Below are 19,903 nucleotides of genomic sequence, written 5' to 3'. Positions count from 1 at the left end.
ATAGCATAAATCTATTAATCACCTCTCTAGTTCGAATTCAATTGCTCACGTAGTTTACGCATTTAGGTTACGACTACATATTTGTACTTTAGAGTTGCTGGCCTCCTTATCCGCTATATACGCTTTACTATCACGTGCCTATTCGTATAGCCAAGATTTCTCTATCTCTTTCTCAGCCGATTCTTATTTCCAACGTCAGACTTAAACAGTCTATCCTAATGCCGTTCGATCAGTTACTCACAATAGTCAGGCTTGGGAATCACTTTTGGGTTTACTAGTATATGGTAGCCACAGAGGACTTACACCTCGGATGAACGGAATGCCCGTCGTACCTAAAAAACGAGCACTTTCGTACTCGTTTTTAAAAATCTGTTAATTAAAGTGAGTTTACGTCAACCTTGATACCAACACCTTGAGTAGTTGTGATTGTCAAGTTTGTTACGTAAGTTCCTTTAGCTGTAGCTGGTTTTGCTTTTTGGATTGTTTCGTTGAAAGCTTTGAAGTTTTCAACCAATTTTTCAGCTTCAAATGATACTTTACCGATGATTGCTTGAACGTTACCTGCACGGTCAGCACGGTAAGTAATCTTACCACCTTTAGACTCTTCAACTGCTTTAGCAACATCCATTGTTACAGTACCAGTCTTAGGGTTTGGCATCAAGTTACGTGGTCCAAGGACACGTCCAAGACGTCCAACAAGAGCCATCATGTCAGGTGTAGCGATAACTACGTCGAAGTCCAACCAACCGTCGTTGATTTTCGCAACAAGGTCATCTTCACCAACAAAGTCTGCACCAGCAGCTTTTGCTTCTTCAGCTTTTGCACCACGTGCAAAAACAAGAACGCGTGAAGTTTTACCAGTACCGTTTGGCAATACCATTGCGCCACGGATTTGTTGGTCAGCTTTTTTAACGTCGATGTTCAAGTTGTAAGCAACTTCTACAGTTGCGTCAAATTTTGCAAAGTTAGTTTCTTTTGCAAGTGCTACAGCCTCTTCTACACTGTATGCTTTTGTGCTGTCGATTTTCTCAAGAGCAGCACGAAGTTGTTTGCTTTTTTTAGCCATTTTCTATTCTCCTTGTAAGTGGTTCAATCGATTTTCATCTCCCACGTCACTTCTCGAAATGATGAAGTCTTGCGGGTTATATTGGGGGTGTTATTGATTAGTCAACAACAGTGAATCCCATAGAACGAGCAGTACCTTCGATCATACGCATTGCAGACTCAATGTTTGCTGCGTTCAAATCTGGCATCTTAGTTTCTGCAATTTCTTGTACTTGTGCACGAGTAACTGTAGCAACTTTAGTTTTGTTAGGTGTACCTGATCCTTTTTCAACACCTGCAGCTTTTTTCAAAAGAACAGCAGCTGGTGGTGTTTTTGTAACGAAAGTAAATGATTTGTCTTCGTATACTGAGATAACAACTGGAATGATCATCCCAGCTTGGTCAGCTGTACGAGCGTTGAACTCTTTTGTGAATCCCATGATGTTGATACCAGCTTGACCAAGAGCAGGTCCAACTGGTGGAGCTGGTGTAGCTTTACCAGCAGGGATTTGCAATTTTACAAGTTTTTCGACTTTTTTAGCCATTTTTAAATCCTCCTTTGTGGTTTTGGCGGTAATTAGAGATTTTTACCTCCCACAAGTATGCTTTACACATACCTTTCCATTATACACTATTTATCTAAAAATGCAAGAGAAAAATTACTTTTTTAATCGACGTAATCGCCACCTTCAAAGCCATAGTACTCTTCCAAACTGAGACCACTTGCAGCAATTTCTTTGGCTTCTTTTCCAACGTAGCGGAGATGCCATTCTTCAGCCATGTAGCCAGTCTCTTTTTCCTTACCTTTGAGATAGCGAACGACAAAGCCATAGTCAGCCGCATGATCCAAGAGCCACTGGGCTGCCTTTTCTTCAGTGACTAAATCACCATCTGTCCCAATAAGGTCAAATGCAAGACCTGTTTGGTGTTCACTGTAACCTGGGCGTGCTGAGTAGCGATCTGCTGCTTCCTTACCGTCTTGATTCACATAGTCTTGATAAAGTTTGGTTTGAGTTTCATAACTTCTAAAACCACTGTAGTGATCGCTGATTGGGTAGCCAGCTGCTTGCATTGCTGCAATGAGCTTCAGCAACTCTGCTTTAGCTGTTGGATTTTCTCCTGGATTATAGTCTTTTGACAAAGGATAGTGCTTATTAGCTATGACGATTTCATCGTATTTCCCTTGAATACTATAGTAGTCTCCCTTATTGACAACTTCTGCCTTCTTCTGACTAGAAGCTTGGGATTTGCTCCCTACAGTTCCTTCAGGTTGACTAGTTTGTTCTGTTTTTTGAGTATTTTCTTCATTTTTAGGTTTTTCTTGAGAACATGCTGCTAGGGTTACTACCAGCAAACCAGATAAAACGATGTATCTTTTTTTCATTTTTTCTTCCTCTCTTAGACCACTTGCTTCTCTAATTCATCAGATAAGGCTTTAATCATTTGTTCCAACTCATGGGATTTCACTTGGCAATCTTCTGCCGCCATTTCTTCCCAAGGCACCCACCAGACTGGCCCACGGCCATTCAATCCATGCCCTTTCATATCACCTGACCGTCTTGGAAAGAGGTGCCAGTGAGCGTGGGCATCTCCATTTCCTAAAAGTTCGATGTTCATCTTTTCAGCTTTAAACGTTTTGGCAACAGCTTCTTGGACCAAACTCATTTCCTCTAGAAAACGAAGTTTTACAGAAGTCTCCATATGGTGGAGTTCTGTGACATGCTCTTTTGCCAGAAATAAGGTATAGCCCTTAAAGTATTGGTGGTCTCCAATAACAACATAGCCTGTTTCTAGTTCTTTTACAAAGTAGGGATTTTCTCCTGCCTTGATCCATTCAATTCTTTGACAAATCAAGCACATATTAGTCTACCAAGGTGCTCTTGAGATAGGCGTCTACCATACGCTCAGTCGCCACGACCGAATCAATGTGTGTTCGTTCGTAAGAGTGACTGGATTCAATACCAGCTCCAAGGAGGGCATGCTTAACCTCTGCTCCTGCTGACATAGCTGCTGAAGCATCCGAACCGTAAAATGGATAAATGTCGAGCTTAAATGGAATATCTTGCTCCTTCGCCAAAGCTACCAAGTGTTGACGGAAGTCATAGTGATAGGGACCTGAAGCGTCCTTGACACAGATAGACACTGTATATTCATCCGTCTGCTGGTCATCGCCCATAGCTCCCATATCCACAGCTAGATATTCCACTACCTGAGCTGGAATATTGGAGTTCGCACCGTGACCCACCTCTTCGAAGACTGAAAAAGCAAAATGAGTTGTTACTGGCAATTCAATCCCCTCTTCCTTGTAAATACGAAGAAGATTGAGCAAAATTGCTGCGCTGACCTTGTCATCCAAGTGGCGAGACTTGATAAAACCAGTTTCTGTCACAACTGTTCGCGGATCGAAACTAATAAAGTCTCCAACCTCAATACCCAAGGCGCGGGTTTCTTTTTCATTACTTACTTTTGCATCCAAACGCACTTCCATATTGTCCTGTGTGCGTTCAGCAGTTCCCGCATCTTTGTAGACATGGCAAGAAGTCTGATGGATGAGAATGGTTCCAGATACCTTTTTACCTGTGCTAGCCACATGAACCGTACAGTTTTCTCCTTCAATCATGTTCCAAGGAAAACCACCGATACGATCCAATTTGAGACGGCCATCCGGTTTGACTGCACGGACAATAGCACCCAGCGTATCCACATGGGCAGTCACATAGCGCTGTTGGTCATCATTTTGACCTTTAATAGTAACATTGACACCACCCTTGGCTGTACGAACCGGCTGGTAACCAAGTTTCTCTATAGTATGGACTAGATAGTCTGAAATCTCACGAGTAAAGCCTGTTGGAGATGCAATTGCGGTTAGTTCTTTGATATAGTTTATAGTATGATTCATTTCTTCACCTCTTTCCTACCATTATAACATTTTTCTAGTCAGACTCCTTATCAAAAGGAGAAAAACTGTGTTTAGTTGCTTTCACTATCGATCCATGTTATAATACGAATACTTTGATTATGAAAGGAAAGTAAAAAATATGAAATCATACTTTAAAGTATCACTAGCCCTTGTGGCTTCACTTGTCCTCCTGCTCGGATGTTCCAAACAAGCATCAACACCTGCAAACAGCAGTTCTAAAGAAGACACAACAACTCAGTCAAGTGAGAGCAAACAAAGCACTGAACAATCTTCTGAGAAGAAAGAAACAGCCAAGACACATACTTTTGTCAACAAAAGCAATCCTGGAATCACTTCTACCTTGGTTTATACTGTAGAAGGCGACAATGTTACCAAGCAAACCGCTCAGAATGTTGCAGATCCTGAAATCCTTGGTGCAACTCCAGAAGATGTCAAGAGTTTTATCGAAGAAAAGTACAAAGGTTATAATGGACTCAAAGGTGTTAAACAAACGATTGAAATCAAAGATGGAAAAGTTGTTCAAGATCTAGAAGTTGATTTCTCAGTTGCAAGCATTAGCGAACTTAGAAAAGCACTTCCTGAAGAATATTCTGGTATCGGCAATCGTGTCAGTTTCTCAAACTCTAAAAAAGCACTAGAAAAAATGGGATTCACAGAAAAGACGAACTAATCTCCTAAAATTTCATATAGACTAGTGTAGGTCCACCCCAAAAGTTAGACACAACTCTAACTCTTGGGGTATTTTATTACATCCCTAACCGATGAGTCCAATAGAGTCCTCCCAATCCCATAAAAAGTGCATTTAAAACCTCACACCCTTATAAAGCCATAGGATAAAAGTTATTTGAAATAGATAGAGACAAAACTTTAATCGTCTGACTAGTTTCTGTTCATTGGAATGTCAGTTCAGATAAAAGGGTAGGTCTAGTTGATTTTGTAGTAGAATCATGTTATAACACAAAATACTTTGATTATGAAAGGAAATTCTATGAAAACTCTTGTTAAAACTTCACTAGCCCTAGTGGCTTCACTTGTCCTCCTACTTGGATGTTCCAAACAAGCATCTACACCTGCTAGCAGCAGTACCAAAGAAGATAAAACAACTCAATCAAGCGATACCAAACAAAGCAGCCAACAATCATCTGAAAAGAAAGATGAGACAGAAACCCACACATTTGTCCACAATAGCAAACCTGGGATTCATTCTACCTTGACTTATACTGTGAAGGGAGATGACGTTGTAAAACAAACTGTTCATAATGTACTTGACCCTGAAAAACTTAATAATACCGCGGAAGGTATTAAGGAAATTGTTAACGATACTTATAAAGGTTATGAAGGAGTCAAAGGGGTTACACAAAAAGTTGAAATTCAAGACGAAAAAGTTATCCAAGACATCGAAGTTGACATGACTGTCGCGAGTCTTGACGAATTGAAAAAAGCAATGCCGAACGAATATTCTGGTATTGGAAACCGTGTAAGCTTTGATGCTTCGAAAAAAATGCTTAAAGAAGCTGGTTATACCGAACAAGCCAACTAATGAGTCGTGCTCATACAAAAAATTCTTGGTCATCGACCAAGAATTTTTTTATTCCATCTCAAAAACATCACTCTCTTGTTTGTTTGGTAGAACTAATGAAAGCAAGATTCCGATAATAGCTGGCACTAGCCATGGAAGAGAGGCTGACGCAAACGGAAGGGCATTAATCAGATTTTCTAGAAACTCAATCTTAAAGGAACTTCCAAGGACACTTGCAAGAGCAATAGCTGTAACAAGCCCAATGGTTAACTGCATGCCCGGTTTTGATAGGGCGACAAACTTATTCACAATCACGATCATCACAATGGCGATGGTGATTGGGTACAAGATTACCAGTACTGGCACTGAGTACTTAATGATTGCATCAAGACCAAGATTTGCAATAGCAAATCCAATCAAGGTAAAGGCAGTGGCATAGACCTTGTAGCTGATTTGTGGGAAACGTCCGTTAAAGAACTCTGCTGTTGACACAATCAAGCCAACTGTCGTTGTGAAGCAGGTTACTGTTACCATAACAGCAAGGAAGAGTTGAGCTGTTGAACCAAAGATTTCCTGAGTTGCTTGCGACAAGATATAAACACCTGGTGTTCCACCCTTCATCACTTCTGCTGGTACTGGGAAGTGATTTCCAAGGAATCCTAAACCAATGTAAAGAGCGCTAAAGGCAAGAGCTACAACGATACCAACCACCCAAATAGTTGAAATGTATTCTTTCTTACTGGAGAATCCAAGTTGTTTCAAGGTTTGAACTGCAATCACACTAAAAGCCACTGAGGCAAGGGCATCTAAGGTATTATAACCTTCTAGGAAACCTGTACCAAAGGCAGAAGCTTGATAAGCAGCTGACGCAGTTTGAGGACTTGTTCCACCGTATTTGAAGGCACCTAGTACAACCAAGATAACGATCAACAAAGCAAAGACTGGTGTCAAGATACGTCCGATCCGATCCAAGATTTTTGATGGATTGAGCGAGATTAAATAAGCCGCTGCAAAGTAAAGCACGGTAAAGACAATCAATCCTAGACCTTTGTTTGCTTCGGATAAGAGGGGGCTAATCCCAACTTCGTAAGCTGTTGTTGCTGTACGCGGAATGGCAAAGAAGGGGCCAATTGATAGATAGAGGACTGCAAGATAAAGCGTCGCAAACCAAGGTGAGATTTTCTTAGAAATCTCGTGAATGTATCCTTTCGGGTTTAGCGTTCCAATAATAAGTGTCAAGACGGCAATACCGACACCTGAAAAGACAAAACCTGCGATGGCAGGAAGAAATTGTTCTCCAGATAAAGCACCTAGAGAAGGTGGAAAAATCAAGTTTCCCGCACCAAAAAATATTCCAAACAGGAGTAAACCTGTTAGGGCACCTTTTTTAGCCATAATAATCTCCTTCATATTTCTAAAATACTGACCTAGTATACCATGATTAAGACTCTGAAAAAAGTATCCAAAATTAATCATTGAATGTTTTCAATATTTTTAAAAATAAGAATTATCTAAAAACAAAATCCCTCACTCAGTTGGAACCGAGCAAGGGAAGATCAGGATCTATCGCTATATAGCTTTAAAGATTTTCAAAGGCCGTCATTCCACCTTGGACATTGATAACTTCATAACCCTGTTCAGCTAGAAATTGACAAGCACGCGCTGACCTCATCCCAGATTTACAAATGACATAATGCAAGAGGCCCTTGTCCAACTGATCATAAGTATCAGTCAATTGACTAAGTGGTAGGTTGTGTGCGCCTTCTAAATGAAGCGCCTCGAACTCTTCTACTTCTCTCACGTCCACTAGAGAAAGTTGTCCGTTTTGATAGAGCTGGTAAAAATCGTTAAAAGTAATTTCTTTCATTTTGTTTCTCCAAGAATCTTTTGAATTCTATTTTTCAAATCTGGTACTACTTCTGCCTCAAACCAAGGATTTTTAGCCATCCAGATTTGATTTCGTGGTGAGGGGTGAACCAGAGGGAAAAATTCTGGTAGATAGTCTTTGTAGCGTTTTACCCGCTCTGTTACCTTGCCACTAACCTTCTCATGAAGATAATAGGCCTGGGCATATTGTCCAATCAAAAGGGTCAATTCAATATTTGGACATTCCTTGAGGAGTTGTGGGTGCCATTTTTCGGCAAAGCCTTTACGGGGGGGAAGGTCGCCCGATTTTCCATGTCCTGGGAAATAAAAGTCTATGGGAATAACTGCAAACAAGCCCGAATTGTAAAAGGTGTCTTCATCCACACCTAGCCACTCACGCAAGCGATCGCCACTCTTATCCTTCCAATAAATCCCAGCTTCTTGCGTTTTAAGCCCAGGAGCCTGACCGACAATATTGATGCGGGCAGTTTTTGGCGCCGCAAAGAGAGGTTCGATTCCACGTTCTGTATAGCTGGTATTCTGTGGATCCGCCATAATGGCTTGCTTGATTCTTTCAATTTGAGACATCTGTTTTCCCTCCAAAAAGAAGTCCAAGCATACAATCTCAGACTTCTATCGTTTTATTTGATCAATTCATAAATAGCTTCTGCATAGATTGCTGCTGCTCGGAAGAGATCGTCCAAGGCGATAAATTCGTTGGCTTGGTGCATGGTATCGATTGAGTCTGGGAACATAGCACCGTAGGCAACTCCACGTTCCAGCAAGCGACCAAAGGTTCCACCACCGATGACTTGCTCGTGACCTTTAAGACCAGTTTGTTTTTCATAGACATTCAACAAGGTTTGCACAAGCGGATCTTCCATTGGCACATAGTGTGGGGTGTGTCCGTGTTCAGAAAGGCTAACAGAAGCAACTGGCAAGTTTTCAAGGATTGACTTGATTTGCTCTGGGCTTGTTCCTTTTGGATAACGGAAGTTAAGAGCAATCGTATTGTCAGCACTTGTTTCATCGAAGCGGAAGACACCGGCATTCATAGAAAGGGCACCCATCTTTTCATCTACATGAGCAACCTTGAGATTTGTACCCTCGTGGTCGTTCAAGAGAATCTTACCAGCGATGTCGAGGTAGTCTTTTGCAGGTCCTGCAAAGTCAAACTGACTGAGGAAAAGGGCAAGGTAGGTCGCACCATTGACACCTGATGCAGGCATAGCACCATGAGCTGATTTACCAATCACAGTCACCTTGTACTGGCCGTTTTCTTCTTGGAGTTCTCCTCTGAGCTTGTGTTCTGCAACAAAGGCATCTAGTTTAGCTTGCAAGTCAGCCAAGTCACCTGAAACGACTGCTGTTGCTGATTCAGGTACCATGTTTTCACGCAAACCACCTGTGAAGCTGTGAAGACGGGCTGCACCTGTATTTTCACCTGCAAAGTGGAGGTATTCCGTGATGTTTCCTTTTTCACCATTGATGATTGGGAATTCAGCATCTGGTGAGAATCCAAAGTCTGGTTTCGCAAGTCCTACATGTTCAAAGTAGTAGTCCATGTCTGCCCAACCTGATTCTTCATCTGTTCCGACGATGAAACGAACTTTTTTAGAAGTTGGAAGGCCCAATTCTTTGATGATTTTCAAGCCATAGTAACAAGCTGTTGTAGGCCCCTTGTCATCTGAAGCTCCACGCGCATAAAGGCGACCGTCTTTGATAGTTGGTGTATAAGGGTCCGTGTCCCAACCGCTACCAGCTGGCACCACGTCCATGTGAGCAAAGATTCCGAGAACTTCTTCTCCATGGCCAAACTCAAAATGTCCAGCATAGTTGTCGACATTTTTAGTTGGATAGCCATCGCGGTCTGCGATTTCAAGGAATTTTTCCAAGGCTTTTACTGGCCCAGGTCCAAATGGATGCTCAGCATCGGCCTTGCTGTCATCACGTTCTGAGTTGATTTCCAAAAGGCTAAACAAGTCAGCCAAGAGGTCTTCTTTGCGTTTTTCTACTTCTGCTGTAAAATCAATTGCTGTCATTTTTTCTTCCTTCTATCTTTTCTCGATGATTTCATCTACTGGCAAGCGGTAGCTTGGTTCTAATTTCTCGTCTGTGTATCCCACTGTAATCAAGAGTTCTGGGCGGAAACGGTCTTCGATGTCCAAAACTTCATTGGCTTTTGATTTGTCAAAACCAAGAATAATATTAGAACCTATTCCCTGGTCTGTCAGAGCCAGAACCAAATTCATGGCAACCAAACCAGCATTGAGGGCTAGGTAGTCGCTGACCTGTTGTTCACTGTAACGCGCAAACTCGGCAGGCAAATTTTTCATAAAATATTGAAGTTGCTCTTCAGAAAAGTTATTAGCACCACCAACTCGGGCAATCTTACGAGCACGTTTAGCCAAATCTGTGTCTGTAAACAAGGCAATGGTTACAGGTGCTGATGATACCTGTTCAAAGTTCGAACCATAAGCCAATTTTGCCAGTTCAGCATTTTTCTCACGAACCACCACAAACTTCCATGGTTGGCTGTTGTGGGCACTTGGGGCCAAGGTTGCGATTTCGATAGCCGTACGCACATCTTTGGGATCTACCGGCTTATCAGTAAAATGCTTAGTCGCATGACGTTTTTTATTTAATTCAAGAAATTTCATAATCGATTTCCTTTTCTAATTCTACTGCATCCATTCTACCATATTTTGAAAGAGCTTGCAGAGATTTTTCATAGAAAGAAATTGGAACACGGATGAAGCCATGGTTTTAAACTTATCATTAAAACCAATTTTTTCCCCATCCAATTTTAACTAATTTTCAGTTGCTTAAAGAAACTAGTCTATCTTATATTTTGGCTTTATAGCCTCCAAGAAATCTTTCACATCCTCTACATATCCATGCTTTTCAATTAAACTAGCTAAGAGTTCTAGATTGTGCCCCCGATAGTTGTCTTCTCGGCGTAGTTCTTCATACATTTCGATAAAAGGAAGACCCTTGGACTTGGCTAATTCTAACTCTGCTTCATAATCATAGGAAACTTTTCGGAATAAAATGTTTACCAATTCTCCATCTTCCACTTCTATCACGGCATACTGGGCACGGTGATTTTTTAACGCCTCCCAATTAAAATAGGGCATGCCAATCGACCCTGGATTGATGATTTGTTGCCCTTGACTGCCATAACGAAGCAACTGCTTGTGAACATGACCATAGACTGCCACATCAACTTCATCATCTAGGAGTTGGTCAAATTTCTCTGTATCATTCTCAACTAGCAAGTCACCACCATAGTTCTTATTTGGCAAATTATGAGAAAGAGAAAAACGCAGTCCGTCAACTTCTCTCTTTTCTAGCATAGGTAAGCTTCGTAGCCAGTCAATCGTTGCAGGATCCATTCGCTCCATCAAATACTGCGTCATACGCAAGAGCTGGACTTCCTGTGGGTCTTCCAAGCCATATTGCCCATCTAAAGCCTCAAGGACACAATCATCCCAATTGCCTCGAACACTTGCCGTGATAGGAAGTTCCTTTAACAGAGCGACCAAGTCATTTGCACCTGGACCAGGGAGGAAAATGTCTCCCATGAGCCAATATTCACTGGCTCCTTGAGTTTTAGCATCTGCAATCACTGCTTCTAGCGCCGTCGCATTGCCATGAATATCTGATAAAATTGCGATTTTATGGTTCATGATGATTTTCCTTTTTCTATTTCATCTAGCCAATTGTGAAACTCCCAACGAAGAGGAGCTTCCTTGCCTATTCTTTGCCTTAAATGTTCTTGATATTGAAGATAGAAAGCGTAATCTCCCCAACTACTCCACACTTGAGAAGGTTTTGGGATACACAACTGTTTGTTAGCCCTCTCTAACACGATGTTATCTATCGGTACGTGTAAAAAAGGAAAAACGGAGTCTAGGGTTACAGCTTCAAGCATATACAGATACTTGAACGTCATATTAATCCACTTTTGAGCATGACCATAAGTGAATCGAATCCCATTTGAGCGATAGCAATCTATCAGAACATCACAAGCCCTATGATGCCAACTATCAAAATCAGTTTGACACAGCTTGTCCCGATTCAAGAGATTTAAAATCGCTTCTTTGATACACTTAGAAGCTCGATTTCTCATCTCCAAGCGCTGTTCATCTGGCATGCCATGAAATCGCAAGGTTCGATTAAAATCCAGATAGGCTCTTGTAGTTGCAGCCAAAAATAAATCTTTTGAATTCCCAAAGTAAGCAAATCGTAAAAAAAGGAGTATATCTCTGTCAATCTCAATCCTGTTCATTTCTTCTACTTTCTATCTAGATACTTATTCCAATTCTCTTAATGGTTCCGCTACTTGAGCCAACTCCACTTCTTCATGCGGGTTCAACTTTCTCTGAACAGCTTCTGCGACTGCCCTTGGTACCCCAACTTCGACAATCTCATCCACACTGGCTTCCTTGATTTTAGTGAGAGATTTAAAATGCTTCATGAGATTCTGTTTGCGTTTAGGGCCCAGACCGTCAATCCCATCCAATTGAGATGAAAAAGAATTTTTGGAGCGCAGTTGGCGGTGGAAAGTGATAGCAAAGCGGTGGACCTCATCTTGAATGCGTTGGAGGAGGAAAAATTCCTGAGAATTGCGAGACAACTCCACCACTTCCAGCGGATCTCCAAAGAGCAATTCATGGGTTTGGTGCTTATCATTCTTTTGCAGACCTGCAATTGGGATATCCAAACCTAGCTCTTCTTGGATGACTTGCTTGGCGATATTGACTTGACCTTGTCCCCCATCAATCACAATCAAATCTGGCGGAGTTAAACCTTCTCGCTGTACTCGACCATAACGTCTGCGAATAACCTCACGCATACTGGCATAATCGTCTGGTCCAACAACCGTTTTTATCTTGTACTTTCGGTAGTCTTTTTTACTCGGTTTGCCATTGACAAAGACCACCATGGCCGAAACAGGACTGGTCCCCATGATATTAGAGTTATCGAAGGATTCGATACGGACTGGGGTCGGAATTTGAAGCAAGCGTCCCAGATTTTCAATAGCTCCTTGGGTCTTTTCAACAGATTTTTCTAGCAGATTGAACTTCTGCTCCAGACTAACACGAGCATTTTTTATGGCTAGATTGACCAGTTGTTTTTTCTCTCCACGTTGGGGTTTGAGAATCTTGGTATCCACCAAGGCCTTGACTGCTTCTTCATCGATATCCTGCGGAATCAGCACCTCATTGGGAACCAGGTGAGATTTTTCTTGATAGAATTGTCCCACATAGGTCAAGAAGTCCTCATCCGGATCATTGTAGTAGGGGAAGAGGTTGACGTCCCGCTCGATGAGTTTTCCCTGACGAACAAAGAAAACCTGAACACACATCCAGCCCTTATCCACATAGTAGCCAAAGACGTCACGGTTTTGGAGATCCTTTGCCATAACCCGTTGCTTGGTCCGAAGTGTTCCAATAGCCTGAATCAGGTCACGGTATTCCGCCGCACGTTCAAACTCCATACTTTGTGCTGCTACTGCCATTTTACTCTTGAGATCATCGATGATTTTGTCATCCTGTCCTTTTAGGAAATCAGAAACCTCCTGAGCCATGGACTTGAAATAGACCTCATCTTTTTTACAGATGGTGTGGGCCATACACTGGCCGATATGGTAATAAAAACAGACTTTAGAGGGTGGGTTGGTACATTTCCGAAAAGGGAAAATTCGGTCCAATAGTCGCTTGATTTCATTGGCTGCCCCCACATCTGGATAAGGGCCAAAATAAAGACCTCCGTCCTTTTTGACCTGACGGGTAATAATCAAACGAGGATAACGCTCATTGGTGATTTTGATAAAGGGATAGGACTTATCATCCTTGAGCATGATATTGTACTTGGGCTTATTTTCCTTGATCAGGTTGATTTCTAGGAGAAGTGCCTCAATATTGGACTCAGTGACGATAAATTCAAAATCCACAATTTCAGATACCATAGCTTCTGTCTTGGTATCATGACTGCCACGGAAATAGGAGCGCACACGGTTGCGCAGATTTTTAGCCTTTCCAACATAGATAATGGTGCCATTTTTATCCTTGTGAATGTAACAACCAGGGCTGGTCGGCAAGAGCTCTAGTTTTGATTTGATCAAGTTATTCATAGTTCCATTATAGCAAAAAGGCCGTAACAGGACGAACAAAAAGCCCCACCAATCACTTGTTGGAGAAGCTTTGATTTCTTTTAAGATTGCACCGACTTCATCTAGTCGCTACTGGTATAGAGCTCTTGAACAGCCTTCACATCCTGAGGCTGAATCCCATAGTAAGAACCTGCTGGCTGCATGACAGAAGTTTCGTTGGTGTCGCTATAGATTTATCGGATACCCTAATATTCTTTGTATAAGTAAAATTTCTATACTACTTCCTAAATTTCCCATTTTATGTACATCAAAAGATTTTTGACTTAAATAGAACACAGAAAAAAGCAGCACAGAACTACACTCCAAAAGTTATACAAAAACTAACCTTTTGGGGTAGCCGTAGTTATCGGCCTAACATCCTTTTTATTAGACAAATAATTCTATACTTGAGAGGAAAAGGATAATAACGGAAAGTTCCCGCCTTCCTTACAATATAGCCATTAAAGTTTTGCTTAAAGCGAAGAACACCATCACTTCCATCAAATATTCCTTGAATCCCTAAGAAATTATAAACAGGAATTCCACGCTTTATACTCTCTAACATAACATGCTCTTGAAGCAATGCTGGTGCATAGAACTTATTAAATTCCGTGTAAGAGCCACTAAAAAGATAGGTACTTTCTTGAGGCATATAGATAAAAAGACTACCAGCCAATACAACCTTTTGTTCCCCATACTTGGCTATCAATTTATGTGCTTCTGCTTTACGAACCTCAAAAGTTTCAAATTGATGTAGCAATTCTTTATGCTCTTTTTTCTTCTGAGCTGAATAAGGATATTTTCTTAGTGCCTCATCAAAATCTGCTATTTTTTTGGATAGATTTTCTTGATTTTTCTCCAGTTGAGAAAGATAATCTTGAAAATTTAAAGTCGCAACCATGAATTCAGCCCGGTCTCCAAATGCATCATAAAAATGTTCGTAATATTCTAAACTTTTATCACTGTATTCTCTTCTTTTTGATGTCGTAGCAGTGATATCTTTAAAAATAGATAATTCATCACGTTTTAATCGTCTCAATTGAATGCCAAAGCTTCTAGCTTTCTTAACCAAGGGTTTTCCCTTTTTACTAAAAGATCGAATTAAATTCTCCTCTGTGATTCCTTCTAAGTCCTTGACATATAACCAATCAGGTTCCCCACCTGGGTAACCAATCTGTAAACCATCATGACAATATCCTAGATTCGTCAGACACTGAATAATTTCTTGTTGCTCCTCCGTCACTGGATTCCCATTAGTATCAAAACTTTGAAAAGTATCGTAAGGTTTGACAATCAACTCCAGAGCCCCATGTTGTTTGGCATACACTTGGAGATCTTTGTAAAATTCCTTTAGATAAGCTGCATCGCTATAAATTGGACCAGAATTGATTTCCATGTGCAGTCCACCTGTCATTGGCAAACTATAAACCAATGCGGCAACCTGAATGGTCTCTGTATGCTTCAGAGCAAGGTAGGTCACCGTTGCTCCTCGCTTCTCTAACAATTCTCCCATCTGGATTGATTGTAAAAACGAGCGGGAGGTAATTGATTCTGAATAAATGCGAAAGTCTTCTTTAGTAAGTACAGTTAGTGTCATACATTTACTTTCTATGATATTTTTTTCGAAGATTAAATAGGAGATTTATTAACGGATACATAGGATGAATCGGCAGAGTTAACTCTCCTAAATATTCCTCAATAGTTGGATTAAAATTAGCTTTAAAACGATAAAGTCCACCATCTCTTGTATGTTCAACACCTCCTAGATTTTGCCAGAGAGAACCTCTTTCAAATGCACGTTGTAGTGTTCGATACCATGTTAAAATTGGGGCATTATAACGTCTAAATTCTACATCCATTCCTGCATATAAATTTACAGATGTCTGCCCAAATTCCAAAGTCAAAGTGGCTGATAAGGGAGCAACTTGAACACCTGAAGAAATATGCTTCTCCAAAAATAGAATTTCTTCATTCAACCTTTCGCTTTCTTGTAGCCTACTTTGATATTTCGAAGACTTAACAGTATCTGATAAGGATTCTAGAATTTTTTGATTCTGATCTCTTTGTTCTTCTAAAATATTCAATCGATTTGACAAATCAAGTGTAGATAATGTTATATAAGCATGGTCTGGAAAAGACAATAGCAAATTTCGATAGTAGGCTTCATTCCGCAAATGAATACTTTTTCTTGCCTCCGTCTTCTTCATTAGAAAAGAAAATAATTCTAATAATTCAATTCCACCAAACTGAGTATTTATTCCTTTGTTTTGTGCAGTTCGAATAGCTTGTCTCGCCGATTTTGGTAGGTACTTCTCATCAAAATTTTCTTTATACACTTTTGCCTGTATACGAGGCTGAATAGTATCAACCATTTCACTTGTCTGACCAGACCAAATAAAACCTAGTTTTTGCAAATAATTTAGCGTTTCTAGAGTTTTCTCTGAGCAATCATAAACTTGATTGTCATTATAAGTTTTACTCAAACAAAGTGCTGGATCGATTTTAATAAAAAGTGCTCGTTTTTTCTTTGCAATCGTTTTAAGTGAAGAAAATACAAAATCCATCAAAGATTGGTCCGTATAATCCATAATTGGACCTCTGGCAATATAGCACATTGTAAAACCAAAGGGTAAAGATCTATAAAGTAAACTAGCTACCGCCACTATTTTATTATCACTATAAAATCCAACTCTTTCATTTTCCCATTCACTTTTTACACTTGCCCAAGCACTACTTTGCAATAGATTCACTAACGAACTACGTCTAACAAAGCCATCATGTTCTTCAGCGGAAATACCAACTCGATAATAATACATGTACTTTCCATTTTCTACTAATATGAATCCTATTTTACTATTTTTTTTTAAAAAAATAAAGAAAAATAATCTTCAAAAATCTCCAATTATAGAGACTAAATAACAGTCACTCGTTCTATAAATAGTTCGAAGAAACAAGGTGGAATATGTCATTTAGAAAATCTTTCTTAACAAAACGAGTAGTATAAAACTCGTTGAATTAGCTTTTTAACAAGCAAATTAAGCTACTCATCTATCAATTACCTACATACAATTCTATTACTTTGATTACATCCTGAGGCTGAATCCCATAATAGGAACCTGCTGGCTGCATGACAGAAGTTTCGTTAGTATGATCCAATCCAATGGCATGTCCCAGCTCGTGCTCCGCCGTGTGCACGATCCGTTCATAAGAATAACCATAGTTTGGATTGGATAGATAATAGTGATTCAGGCGAACCGTTACAGATATAAATTGATTGGTTAACAAATTGGTTTGACTCTCGGCTTGACCTGCTACAGCGGTTGATCCATCATTCATCTCACTTGCCACAATATCTGCCTGACTAGGATCCGCAACCACCTCAAAGGTAAAAGCTCCCGTTTGATTCCAGTTTTTTATAGCTTCTGCATAGGCACCTTGGAAGGTCTCATCCATTTGAGGCTCAATATAGATGCGAGCTGAGGCCTGAGCCCACTTGCCTTCTGCATGTTGGTGACTGTCTGTCTGAGACAAGACTTCCAGCGTTCCCGTCTCCTTCCATTGATTCCAGCCACCTTGACCAATCTTACTCATTTTTTCAACCTGATTGACCGCAGAATGAAAATCACCAGACAGATACCAAACCACTCCAAAGGCAATGAGAAGTAGAATAACCACGGTCCAAACCAGACGCCAGAAGAAACGCCAAATTCCCAAAAGAAATCGGAACAATAATCGAATAATCCAGAACATGACGCTCCACCTTTCATAAAAATAAGAATCTATCTTAAAATCACATTCTACTTGATCAAGATAGATTCTCTATTTTACTGAAGAAAGCTGAAAGAAACCTAAAACTAAGATAAACGTTCTTCCAAGACAAAGTCAATTGGTAAGGTAGCCAAAAAACGCTCCAATTGTTTTTCCCAGTAGTACCACTCGTGCTTACCTGGACTATGACTATAGGTCACATCAAAACCTAGTTTCTTGAGGTTTTTCACTGCGAGATTATTGGCAGAGTAGAGATAGTCTTGCTCCCCACACCAAGCCCATAGTTTGGTCTTTTGATCGGATTTTGCAGCCATACTTTCAAGCGAATGAGGACTAGCTGTCCAGTCTTTAATCTCTCCAAAAACTCCTCGCCAGTAGGCAAGTGACCCCAGATCCTGACTTTCAGGAGAAAATTCCTGAAAACTGAGCGCACCAGAAAAACTAGCCGCATGAGAAAAACGATTTGTCGATAGAGCGAGTTTGAAGGAACCATATCCTCCCATGGAGAGACCTGCTATAAAGGTCTTTTCTCGCTTGCTGGTCATATTGGGGAAGAAACGTTTCATGACTTGGGGGAGTTCTTCTGCTAGAGCTGTATAGTAGTTATAGCCATACTGAGTATCTGTGTACCAGCCATTGCTAGTATTGGGCATGATAACAATGAGATTGGTTCCACGCAACAAGCGCTCGACATTGGTACGTTTGAGCCAGCTATTTTGGTTTCCTGACATTCCGTGCAAAAGATAAAGAACAGGAATATCTGTGCAATCTAGTTCAGTCACCCGACTAGCATCTGGATAGAGTACCGTAACGCCCCACTCCATATCCAAAACTTTTGAGTAATACTCAATATTCATAACTGCCATGGTTGTCTCCTTTTACTATTCTATAAGAAAAAGCCGAATTCGACTTTTTCTGTAGGTATCTGCTTATTATTTTGCTTCCATCACGACTGGCAAGATTGCCGGGCGACGCTTGGTTTGATCAAAGAGGTACTTGGTCAGATTATCGCGAACCTTTCCTTTGAGATCTGCCCAGTCAAAGTCATCACCTTGAAGATACTCTTCTACCGTTTGATTAATCAATTCTGAACTTTCACGGAGAATATCACGGCTCTTCTTGAGATAAACAAATCCACGCGTATGAACACGGGCCTTGGCCACAATTTTCTTCTCACGACGGTTGACAGTGATTGCCACGATAAAGATTCCATCCTCTGACAAGACCTTACGGTCACGAAGGACGACATTTCCAACATCCCCGATGGCATTTCCGTCAATCAAGACATCACCTGCAGAAACTGCTCCAGCTGGAACAAAGTCTCCATGTTCATAAGACATGGTCGTTCCCTTTTTAGGGATGAAAATGCGTTCTGGCAACATTCCAACTGCCATGGCAGCCTTGGCATGCGCATCCAACTCACGATACTCCCCTTGGATAGGGAAGAGGTAATTTGGTTGCAAAAGATTGATCATCAACTGCAAATCACGCGCATTCCCGTGTCCGGATACTCGCAAGCTTTGGGTAATGAGTTTCACCACACCACCAGCTTGGTAGATCATGTTTTCAACACGCGCCATGACGGCTTCTTTGGCGATAGATGGAGTCGTTACGATATAAACCAAGTCCCCATCTTTGATTTCCACATAGCGGTGACGTCCAATGGACATCTTACGAAGTCCATTAATAGGCTCACCCATACGGCCTGTCTCAAGGATAATCAACTCATGATCTTCAAATCGAGACATTTCTTTTGGTTTAATCAAGAGACTTTCATTAGCTAGAGATAATTTTTTGAGACGAATCGCAGTGCGGACGATATTTTCAATATCAAATCCAGTCAAAACAACTCTGCGACCTGTATCTGCTGCAGCATCAAAAACCTGCTGGATACGAGAAAGGTTGCTGGCAACTGCGGCAACGATGATACGACCTTCCCAGTCTGCAATGGTCTGGGTAATTTCATCCCCAACTTCACTCTCGCTAGCTACCTGGATATTGCTGTCTGCATTGGCTGAATCACTGAGGAGCGCTAAAACACCATCACGACCGATTTCAGCCAAACGAGCAAAATCCGTCGCATAGGATTCACTAGCTGTCTGGTCAAACTTGAAGTCCCCTGTATAAACGATGCTACCTTCAGCTGTTTTCAGGACTATTCCCAAACTTTCTGGGATAGAGTGAGTTGTACGGAAGAAGGAAACCACAGTCCCTCCAAAGTCGATCTCTGTATCTTCATCAATCACATGGAAGTCATTGAATTTCTTAACCGTATCATTTCCTTTGACAAAGAGTTTGGCCAACTCAATGGTCAACTCAGAACCAAACACAGGCACCTTAGCCTCTGCCAAAAGATAAGGCAGGGCACCAATTGCATCCGCATGTCCGTGGGTCAAAAAGACCCCTGCAATACGATCTCTATTTTCAAAAAGGTAGTCCATATTTGGAATGACGACATCAACACCTAGTTGTTCATTTTCAGGGTATTTAAGCCCAGCATCCAAAACAAAAATAGAACCATCGATTTCAGCGATGTACATATTTTTCCCATTTTCTCGTACACCACCTAGTGTTGTTAAACTGATATTACTCATTTTTCCTCCGAAACTTCATTTATCTTGATTATAGG

Annotated in this window: 20 protein-coding genes and 1 pseudogene; 2 read left to right on the top strand and 19 right to left on the bottom strand. The window is 40.9% G+C overall.

Going from position 1 to position 19,903, the window contains the following annotated elements; all coding sequences use genetic code 11:
- Positions 1-376: 376 nt before the first annotated feature.
- From rplA to TZ92_RS04015, 5 genes are all read right to left on the bottom strand, one after another.
- On the bottom strand, positions 377-1,066 hold the full coding sequence (gene rplA / locus TZ92_RS04035) for a 50S ribosomal protein L1 (protein ID WP_001085675.1): 690 nt from the start codon (positions 1,064-1,066) through the stop codon (positions 377-379).
- 97 nt (positions 1,067-1,163) lie between these two features.
- On the bottom strand, positions 1,164-1,589 hold the full coding sequence (rplK, locus tag TZ92_RS04030) for a 50S ribosomal protein L11 (RefSeq protein ID WP_001085808.1): 426 nt from the start codon (positions 1,587-1,589) through the stop codon (positions 1,164-1,166).
- Between the two features lie 122 nt (positions 1,590-1,711).
- Positions 1,712-2,428, bottom strand: coding sequence for an LD-carboxypeptidase LdcB/DacB (ldcB, locus tag TZ92_RS04025; RefSeq protein ID WP_045594818.1), 717 nt, complete (start codon positions 2,426-2,428; stop codon positions 1,712-1,714).
- Positions 2,429-2,442: 14 nt separating this feature from the next.
- Complete coding sequence (locus TZ92_RS04020; RefSeq protein ID WP_033629387.1) at positions 2,443-2,904, bottom strand: HIT family protein; 462 nt, start codon at positions 2,902-2,904, stop codon at positions 2,443-2,445.
- A 1-nt stretch (position 2,905) separates the two neighbouring features.
- Positions 2,906-3,943 (bottom strand): M42 family metallopeptidase, encoded by a 1,038-nt coding sequence (locus TZ92_RS04015; RefSeq protein WP_033629386.1) that lies wholly within the window; start codon positions 3,941-3,943, stop codon positions 2,906-2,908.
- Between the two features lie 139 nt (positions 3,944-4,082).
- On the opposite strand from TZ92_RS04015, the gene TZ92_RS04010 reads away from it, so the two are divergent.
- Positions 4,083-4,634, top strand: a complete 552-nt coding sequence (locus TZ92_RS04010) for a DUF1307 domain-containing protein (RefSeq protein ID WP_033629385.1) — start codon at positions 4,083-4,085, stop codon at positions 4,632-4,634.
- 318 nt (positions 4,635-4,952) lie between these two features.
- The gene (locus tag TZ92_RS04005; RefSeq protein WP_033629384.1) at positions 4,953-5,504 is read left to right on the top strand and encodes a DUF1307 domain-containing protein; all 552 of its coding nucleotides are present in this window, start codon (positions 4,953-4,955) and stop codon (positions 5,502-5,504) included.
- A gap of 48 nt (positions 5,505-5,552) precedes the next feature.
- Here TZ92_RS04005 and brnQ read toward each other — a convergent pair whose 3' ends face one another.
- From brnQ to TZ92_RS03940, 14 genes and pseudogenes are all read right to left on the bottom strand, one after another.
- The gene (gene brnQ, locus TZ92_RS04000; RefSeq protein ID WP_033630225.1) at positions 5,553-6,878 is read right to left on the bottom strand and encodes a branched-chain amino acid transport system II carrier protein; all 1,326 of its coding nucleotides are present in this window, start codon (positions 6,876-6,878) and stop codon (positions 5,553-5,555) included.
- Between the two features lie 184 nt (positions 6,879-7,062).
- Complete coding sequence (locus tag TZ92_RS03995) at positions 7,063-7,350, bottom strand: rhodanese-like domain-containing protein (RefSeq protein WP_033630226.1); 288 nt, start codon at positions 7,348-7,350, stop codon at positions 7,063-7,065.
- On the bottom strand, positions 7,347-7,937 hold the full coding sequence (locus tag TZ92_RS03990) for a uracil-DNA glycosylase family protein (RefSeq protein ID WP_033630227.1): 591 nt from the start codon (positions 7,935-7,937) through the stop codon (positions 7,347-7,349). The genes TZ92_RS03995 and TZ92_RS03990 overlap by 4 nt, the downstream gene beginning before the upstream one ends.
- Positions 7,938-7,990: 53 nt before the next feature.
- Positions 7,991-9,391 (bottom strand): dipeptidase PepV, encoded by a 1,401-nt coding sequence (gene pepV / locus TZ92_RS03985; protein ID WP_033630228.1) that lies wholly within the window; start codon positions 9,389-9,391, stop codon positions 7,991-7,993.
- Positions 9,392-9,403: 12 nt separating this feature from the next.
- The gene (locus tag TZ92_RS03980) at positions 9,404-10,009 is read right to left on the bottom strand and encodes a nitroreductase family protein (RefSeq protein ID WP_000670170.1); all 606 of its coding nucleotides are present in this window, start codon (positions 10,007-10,009) and stop codon (positions 9,404-9,406) included.
- A gap of 174 nt (positions 10,010-10,183) precedes the next feature.
- Entirely contained in the window at positions 10,184-11,038 is an 855-nt protein-coding gene (locus TZ92_RS03975; RefSeq protein WP_033630229.1) for a metallophosphoesterase family protein, read from the bottom strand.
- Positions 11,035-11,640, bottom strand: coding sequence for a hypothetical protein (locus TZ92_RS03970; protein ID WP_033630230.1), 606 nt, complete (start codon positions 11,638-11,640; stop codon positions 11,035-11,037). The genes TZ92_RS03975 and TZ92_RS03970 overlap by 4 nt, the downstream gene beginning before the upstream one ends.
- A 24-nt stretch (positions 11,641-11,664) precedes the next feature.
- Positions 11,665-13,488: an excinuclease ABC subunit UvrC gene (uvrC, locus tag TZ92_RS03965; RefSeq protein WP_033630231.1), complete on the bottom strand. Its 1,824-nt coding sequence runs from the start codon at positions 13,486-13,488 to the stop codon at positions 11,665-11,667.
- Between the two features lie 101 nt (positions 13,489-13,589).
- Positions 13,590-13,688: pseudogene (locus TZ92_RS10180) on the bottom strand (M57 family metalloprotease); the annotation flags it as partial.
- A 182-nt stretch (positions 13,689-13,870) separates the two neighbouring features.
- Positions 13,871-15,103: an aminoacyltransferase gene (locus TZ92_RS03960; protein WP_033630232.1), complete on the bottom strand. Its 1,233-nt coding sequence runs from the start codon at positions 15,101-15,103 to the stop codon at positions 13,871-13,873.
- A gap of 4 nt (positions 15,104-15,107) precedes the next feature.
- Positions 15,108-16,322, bottom strand: coding sequence for an aminoacyltransferase (locus tag TZ92_RS03955; protein ID WP_033630281.1), 1,215 nt, complete (start codon positions 16,320-16,322; stop codon positions 15,108-15,110).
- A gap of 235 nt (positions 16,323-16,557) precedes the next feature.
- Positions 16,558-17,256: a M57 family metalloprotease gene (locus tag TZ92_RS03950; RefSeq protein ID WP_033630233.1), complete on the bottom strand. Its 699-nt coding sequence runs from the start codon at positions 17,254-17,256 to the stop codon at positions 16,558-16,560.
- A gap of 104 nt (positions 17,257-17,360) precedes the next feature.
- Positions 17,361-18,140 (bottom strand): alpha/beta hydrolase, encoded by a 780-nt coding sequence (locus tag TZ92_RS03945; protein ID WP_033630234.1) that lies wholly within the window; start codon positions 18,138-18,140, stop codon positions 17,361-17,363.
- A gap of 66 nt (positions 18,141-18,206) precedes the next feature.
- Positions 18,207-19,868 carry a ribonuclease J gene (locus TZ92_RS03940; RefSeq protein ID WP_033630236.1) on the bottom strand — a complete coding sequence of 554 codons (1,662 nt, stop codon included), beginning with the start codon at positions 19,866-19,868 and terminating at the stop codon, positions 18,207-18,209.
- Positions 19,869-19,903 lie beyond the last annotated feature (35 nt).

This window comes from Streptococcus oralis subsp. oralis (genome assembly GCF_000960035.1).
GTDB classification, from domain to species: Bacteria; Bacillota; Bacilli; order Lactobacillales; family Streptococcaceae; genus Streptococcus; species Streptococcus oralis_G.
The sequence above is the reverse complement of the archived record's forward strand: the minus strand, read 5'-3'. Positions and strand labels throughout refer to the sequence as shown.

Bases quoted from the DNA above. Each gene is read 5' to 3' on its own strand.
- rplA (WP_001085675.1), bottom strand. From the start codon at position 1,066: ATGGCTAAAAAAAGCAAACAACTTCGTGCTGCTCTTGAGAAAATCGAC.
- rplK (WP_001085808.1), bottom strand. From the start codon at position 1,589: ATGGCTAAAAAAGTCGAAAAACTTGTAAAATTGCAAATCCCTGCTGGT.
- ldcB (WP_045594818.1), bottom strand. From the start codon at position 2,428: ATGAAAAAAAGATACATCGTTTTATCTGGTTTGCTGGTAGTAACCCTA.
- TZ92_RS04020 (WP_033629387.1), bottom strand. From the start codon at position 2,904: ATGTGCTTGATTTGTCAAAGAATTGAATGGATCAAGGCAGGAGAAAAT.
- TZ92_RS04015 (WP_033629386.1), bottom strand. From the start codon at position 3,943: ATGAATCATACTATAAACTATATCAAAGAACTAACCGCAATTGCATCT.
- TZ92_RS04010 (WP_033629385.1), top strand. From the start codon at position 4,083: ATGAAATCATACTTTAAAGTATCACTAGCCCTTGTGGCTTCACTTGTC.
- TZ92_RS04005 (WP_033629384.1), top strand. From the start codon at position 4,953: ATGAAAACTCTTGTTAAAACTTCACTAGCCCTAGTGGCTTCACTTGTC.
- brnQ (WP_033630225.1), bottom strand. From the start codon at position 6,878: ATGGCTAAAAAAGGTGCCCTAACAGGTTTACTCCTGTTTGGAATATTT.
- TZ92_RS03995 (WP_033630226.1), bottom strand. From the start codon at position 7,350: ATGAAAGAAATTACTTTTAACGATTTTTACCAGCTCTATCAAAACGGA.
- TZ92_RS03990 (WP_033630227.1), bottom strand. From the start codon at position 7,937: ATGTCTCAAATTGAAAGAATCAAGCAAGCCATTATGGCGGATCCACAG.
- pepV (WP_033630228.1), bottom strand. From the start codon at position 9,391: ATGACAGCAATTGATTTTACAGCAGAAGTAGAAAAACGCAAAGAAGAC.
- TZ92_RS03980 (WP_000670170.1), bottom strand. From the start codon at position 10,009: ATGAAATTTCTTGAATTAAATAAAAAACGTCATGCGACTAAGCATTTT.
- TZ92_RS03975 (WP_033630229.1), bottom strand. From the start codon at position 11,038: ATGAACCATAAAATCGCAATTTTATCAGATATTCATGGCAATGCGACG.
- TZ92_RS03970 (WP_033630230.1), bottom strand. From the start codon at position 11,640: ATGAACAGGATTGAGATTGACAGAGATATACTCCTTTTTTTACGATTT.
- uvrC (WP_033630231.1), bottom strand. From the start codon at position 13,488: ATGAATAACTTGATCAAATCAAAACTAGAGCTCTTGCCGACCAGCCCT.
- TZ92_RS03960 (WP_033630232.1), bottom strand. From the start codon at position 15,103: ATGACACTAACTGTACTTACTAAAGAAGACTTTCGCATTTATTCAGAA.
- TZ92_RS03955 (WP_033630281.1), bottom strand. From the start codon at position 16,322: ATGTATTATTATCGAGTTGGTATTTCCGCTGAAGAACATGATGGCTTT.
- TZ92_RS03950 (WP_033630233.1), bottom strand. From the start codon at position 17,256: ATGTTCTGGATTATTCGATTATTGTTCCGATTTCTTTTGGGAATTTGG.
- TZ92_RS03945 (WP_033630234.1), bottom strand. From the start codon at position 18,140: ATGGCAGTTATGAATATTGAGTATTACTCAAAAGTTTTGGATATGGAG.
- TZ92_RS03940 (WP_033630236.1), bottom strand. From the start codon at position 19,868: ATGAGTAATATCAGTTTAACAACACTAGGTGGTGTACGAGAAAATGGG.